This window comes from Dendronalium phyllosphericum CENA369 (assembly GCF_016056275.1).
Lineage (GTDB): Bacteria > Cyanobacteriota > Cyanobacteriia > Cyanobacteriales > Nostocaceae > Dendronalium > Dendronalium phyllosphericum.
The window spans coordinates 62,099-67,895 of sequence record NZ_JAECZA010000009.1; the positions used below are offsets into that span (position 1 = coordinate 62,099).

Sequence of the window (5,797 nt, forward strand, 5' to 3'; positions counted from 1 at the left end):
CAGGGTTTTCCCGACAGAGTTGATAAAATTGGTTGTCGGTGAGTTGGATGATGGAGTTTAATTTAATAGCGATCGCTGTCATAGTAACTACATCGGATATGACATCAAATTTAGCTAAATTGTAAGCGAAATAAAAAGTTAAAATTCAAAAGAAATAAACCTGATATCAGCACAAGCGATCGCACTATTAGTCTTGCCACACCAGTAGGCTAACGTACTATCTAAGGTTTTCGGTGCGTTAGAACTACCGTTACTAAGAGAATTTCAGCAAATCTGCAAAGCTTTTGTTACAAGCAATAGTTGTAATAAGTAAGTAAAGTACAATAATAAGAAAGCAATTTAGCTATTTGCTTGCGGAATATACCAAAATGAGTTTGCGATCGCAACTTTTGAGTAAACAAACTGCGGTTTGCTTGCGGAAAACACCAAAATGAATAAGCAAAATGGCATTTTGAGAAAGCGATCGCAGCTTTTGAGAAAGCGATCGCACCTTTTGCTTTCTAATTTAAAGAATGCATGAATTTATAAGGTAAATTTTTGAATGACTACAAGCGATCGCAGTTGCAGATGGAAATGGTATTTGGTAAATTGCTTGGCGATGGGTGAAGCGATCGCTTTTTGTAACTCTGCATTAGCCCAGATTGTACCCGATGCTACTTTGGGAGTTGAAAGTTCTGTAGTCACACCTCAAACTCCTGATTACTCCGTGGATGCGATCTCAGGTGGAGCAACACGGGGCACAAATTTGTTCCACAGTTTTGAGCAATTTTCCGTGCAAACTGGACGTACAGCTTTTTTCAACAATGCTGCGGATATTCAGAACATAATTAGTCGAGTAACAGGTTCGGCTATCTCTAATATCGATGGATTAATTCAAGCCAACGGTACAGCTAATCTGTTTTTCATCAATCCGAATGGAATTATTTTTGGACAAAATGCTCGTTTAGATATTGGTGGTTCGTTTGTTGCTAGTACAGCCAGTAGCTTGAAATTTGCCGATGGCTTAGAATTTAGTGCTATTGCTCCACAAACTACACCTCTATTAAGCGTAAATGTTCCTATTGGATTGCAATATGGAGAAAAAATTGGAGATATTCACGTACAGGGAATTGGTGGTTCCCGTGCTAGCCAACAGAGCCTTGGATTAATAGTACCAGCAAATAAAACCTTGGCTTTGGTAGGTAAAAATCTCACTCTAGAGGGTGCTTTTCTGAATGCACCAGGCGGGCGAGTTGAACTAGGTAGCGTTACGGGAGTTGGTCAAGTTAATCTCAGCCCAACAGACCAAGGCTGGATTTTAGACTATCAAAACGCCAGTAAATTTGGAAATATTCAGTTGTCTAGAAGTTTTGTAGACATTGCCCTTGAGGAAGACAGTAGCATTTTCAATCAACAAGAAAGTGGTGCGATTTTTATCCGAGCCTCGCAGTTAGACTTGGAAAGATCCTCTATTATCAGAGCCAATACCTTCACCTCAGCAGCAGGTGGAAATGTCAGTATTGATGTCCAACGATTGATTTTACGGGGGGGATCGCTAGTAGAAACTACTACCTTTAGTATGGGTTCGGGAGGAAACTTGACTGTAAAAGCCTCAGAATCAGTAGAATTGACTGGAGAATTGATAGGTATCGGCTTTATCTCTTCTAGCGGCTTATATTCAGCAACTAATGGAACAGGACAAGCAGGTTCCGTGACAATTACTACTCCTGTATTGCTTATCCAAGCAGGAGGACAAGTCAATGCTAGTACGCGTAGTAGTGGTAAGGGGGGAAATGTAAGTGTCACTGCTGACAAAATATATCTGATTGGTCGCACGGCTAACGATCTCAGTGCTAGCGGTTTAGCTAGCCTGACCCAAGGCGTAGGAAATGCAGGTTCAGTAATAATTAATACTCAAGAATTGCTGATTCAAGATGGGGCAGCGGTAAGTGCTGCTACATTTAGTGATGGCAAGGGAGGAAATTTGACTGTCAATGCTGACTTTGTACAACTAATTGGTCGTTCCGTCGGTGGTCGTCCCAGTAACTTGTCTGTTCCAGCTAGAGGCGCAGGAGATGCGGGAAGCATAACAATTAACACCCGACAATTTTTAGTTAGGGATGGGGCGGGAGTATTTGTGGAAAGTCGTAGAACAGGGAATGCAGGTAATTTAACTATCGATGCTCGTTCTATGGTTTTGGATAATGGCACTTTGACGGCTGATACTCGCAGCGTCAATACTAATCCCAACCAACCACAAGCAACAATTACCCTACGTGCAAAAGATTTAATATTGTTGCGTCGTCACAGTAACATTACTACTAATGCCACTGGTAGCAATGTTATTGGCGGTGATATCAACATTGATACTAATTTTTTAGTCGCTGCGGAAAACAGTGACATCAGTGCTAACTCTACTGACTTTCGTGGAGGTCGGGTGACAATAGAAGCCTCTGGCATATTTGGCACACAAGTTCGGAATGCACTTACTCCAGAAAGTGATATTACCGCTAAAGGAGCGAGTCCGGAATTGAGCGGTATTGTAGAACTTAATACACCCGATGTTGACCTTAGTAAAGGTTTAGTGCAACTGCCAACAAATTTAGTTGATGCCTCACAGCAAATTGCTCAAGGCTGTACTCCCAGCGAGCAAACTGGTAGTTTTGTTGCCACAGGACGCGGTGGATTGCCAGACAGTCCCAACGAGATGCTTACTGATGATGCAATTGAGGTAAATTTGGTTACTCTTGACCCCAAAGTAAGCCGCTCTAGTCTAACTGTTTGGCCGATCGCACCTATGCCTGCACCAGTTCCCATAGTAGAAGCTCAGGGATGGGTAATAGATAAGAATGGCGAAGTGATACTCACAGCCTCTGCACCTACCGTCACAGCGAATAATCCAGGGTTGAATCCAGCATCTTGCAATGTGTCGCAACAGCGTAACTAGATGCATTGTCTAGCAAAAGAGCGATCGCATTCCTTTTACAAAGACGCAAGAACGTGTTCAGAAAACGATCCTTATTTTTCCGTATCCGCCATCTGTTGCAGTATTTGCACAGAGGCGTACATCGTTGGGGAATTCTGCTGCTACTTTTAGCGACGTTCTTAGGTACAGGTATATTGCCACCCGCCTTCGTTACTGCCCAAAACTCGATTGTTCGAGGTGTACTTAATGCCGAGGAGTTATTTCAACAGGGCAAAAACTTATATGCAGCAGAACAGTTTAATCAAGCTTCTTTAGTTTTTGAACAGGCATTGATTGCTTTCCAAGCTGAAGGCGATAAATTAAGGCAAGCCATGACCTTGAGCAATCTCTCCTTAACTTATCAGCAATTAGGACAGTGGTCTAAAGCCAGCCAAGCGATTCGCAATGCGATAGCTTCGCTTCACGCCCAAAGTCTAAATCTATTACAAACTGGGCCACACTCCCAAAGGCAAATCCTAGCCCAAGCTTTAGATATTCAAGGTCGCCTACAGCTAGCACAGGGAAAAGCTGAATCAGCCTTAAATACTTGGCAACAAGCAGCTGCAATTTATGCAAAAATAGACGATAAGACTGGGCTAATCCGTAGCCGAATTAACTCTACCCAAGCCTTACAAACTTTAGGAAATTATCGTCAAGCCCAAAAGACGTTAACTGAAATTAACCAAAACCTACAAAACCAACCAGACTCAACTCTCAAAGCTACAGGATTGCGTAGCCTAGGCAATGTACTGCGAGTAGTTGGCGATTTAGAACAATCCCGAAAGATTTTGCAGCAGAGTTTAGAAGTGGCAACGCGAATACAATTGCAATCTCCTCAAGTTATCAGTGAAACTTGGTTAAGTTTAGGTAACACCGCCACCGCCCAGCAAGATACTCCAGCTGCTTTAAATTATTATCAACGAGCTGCCGCTACATCTACTTCAACTACACGCATCCAAGCCGAGCTAAACCAACTTCGCCTATTGTTGGATGACAATCAATTAAATGCTGCCCAAGCGTTGGTGTCTCAAATTCAAGCTCAAATTCCTAACTTGCCTGCCAGTCGCAAAGCCATTTACGCTCGGATTAACTTTGCTCAGAGTTTGATGAAACTAAAAGCTAAAGGCGTAGACGGGTACGAATTGAAGCAAATTGCCCAGCTTGTAGCTATAGCAGTCCAACAAGCAAAAGATTTACAAGACCAACGCTCAGTTGCTTATGCCTTGGGAAATCTCGCCGGATTATACGAACATACGCAACAATATGGTAGCGCCCAAGACCTTACCCAGCAAGCCTTAGTTATATCTCAAGCCATCAACGTGCCAGATATTACCTATCGTTGGCAATGGCAGCTAGGACGTTTGCTGAAAGCTAGGGGAGATATTAAAGGAGCGATCGCAGCTTACAGCGAATCAGTTAAAATCCTTCAGTCCCTCCGCAACGATTTAGTTGCAATTAATCCAGAGGTGCAGTTTTCTTTCCGAGATGAAGTCGAGCCAATTTATCGGCAATTGGTGAATTTGTTGTTGCAATCTCAACCTAGCCAAGATAACTTAGTGCAAGCCCGTGCCGTCATTGAATCGCTACAACTAGCCGAACTAGACAACTTCTTTCGGGTTGCTTGCTTAGAAGGTAGACCAGTACAAATTGACTCTGTTATCGACAGGCAAGATCCAACTGCGGCAGTTATCTATCCAATTATTTTGGCTGACAAACTAGAAGTTATTCTCAAGTTACCTCAACAACCGTTGCGTCATTACAAAACCAGCATCAGCGCCAGTGAGGTGGAAAGAATTGTAGACCAATTGCGACAAGAAGCGATCAAACCTTACACACTGCGACAGACTCAGTTATTATCCAAGCAGATATATAATTGGCTGCTGCAACCTGCACAGAAATATTTAGCCCAATCCCAAATTAAAACTTTAGTGTTTGTATTGGATGGTTCCTTGCGAAATATTCCTATGGCTGTGCTTTACGACGGTCAACAATATCTGATTGAGAAATATGCGATCGCTTTGACTCCAGGATTACAGTTATTAGCTCCCAAATCTTTGTCACAGCAAAAAATCAAAGCGTTGACTGCTGGCATCACAGAAGCGCGTCAAGGTTTTTCTCCCCTCAGCAATGTGGCGCTTGAGTTAAATCAAATTAAATCTGAGTTGCCCACTACAGTCCTGCTCAATCAAAAATTTACCAGCGAAACTTTCCAAAAAGAAATCAATTCTGTGCCTTTCACTGTAGTACATTTAGCAACTCACGGTCAGTTTAGTTCCAAAGTTGACGAGACGTTTATTCTCACCTGGGATGGTCGGATTAACGTCAATCAACTCGATACATTACTTCGCATTAGAAATACAGAAAAACCAAACGCCATTGAATTACTCGTTCTTAGCGCTTGCCAAACTGCTGCTGGGGATAAACGGGCTACTTTGGGGCTTGCTGGCATAGCTGTACGGGCGGGGGCACGCAGCACCCTAGCTTCTTTGTGGAATTTAGATGATGAATCTACCGCAGAGTTGATGAGTCAGTTTTACCGAGAATTAACTAGCAAACAGCTAACCAAAGCCGAAGCCCTGCGTCAAGCCCAACTAGCTTTGTTAAAAAACCCTAAGTACCAACATCCGATATTTTGGGCCCCTTACGTCCTAGTCGGCAATTGGTTATAGCTAAAAGAGTGCTGAGTGCTGAGTTAGGAGTTAGTTGTCAGTTGTCAGTGGTCATTAGTCAGAAGGCAGGAGTAATTATTATTTATTATCTCCCTTGTCTCCCTCATCCTCCTCATCCTCCTCATCCTCCTCATCCTCCTCATCCTCCTCATCCTCCTCATCCTCCTCATCCTCCTCATCTCCC

2 protein-coding genes are annotated in these 5,797 nt (G+C 43.0%); both read left to right on the forward strand.

The features are described from left to right. Window positions 1-541 precede the first annotated feature (541 nt). Entirely contained in the window at window positions 542-2,926 is a 2,385-nt protein-coding gene (locus I8752_RS04110) for a beta strand repeat-containing protein (RefSeq protein WP_214431057.1), read from the forward strand. 53 nt (window positions 2,927-2,979) lie between these two features. After that, entirely contained in the window at window positions 2,980-5,613 is a 2,634-nt protein-coding gene (locus I8752_RS04115) for a CHAT domain-containing protein (protein ID WP_214431058.1), read from the forward strand. The last annotated feature ends 184 nt before the right edge of the window (window positions 5,614-5,797 follow it).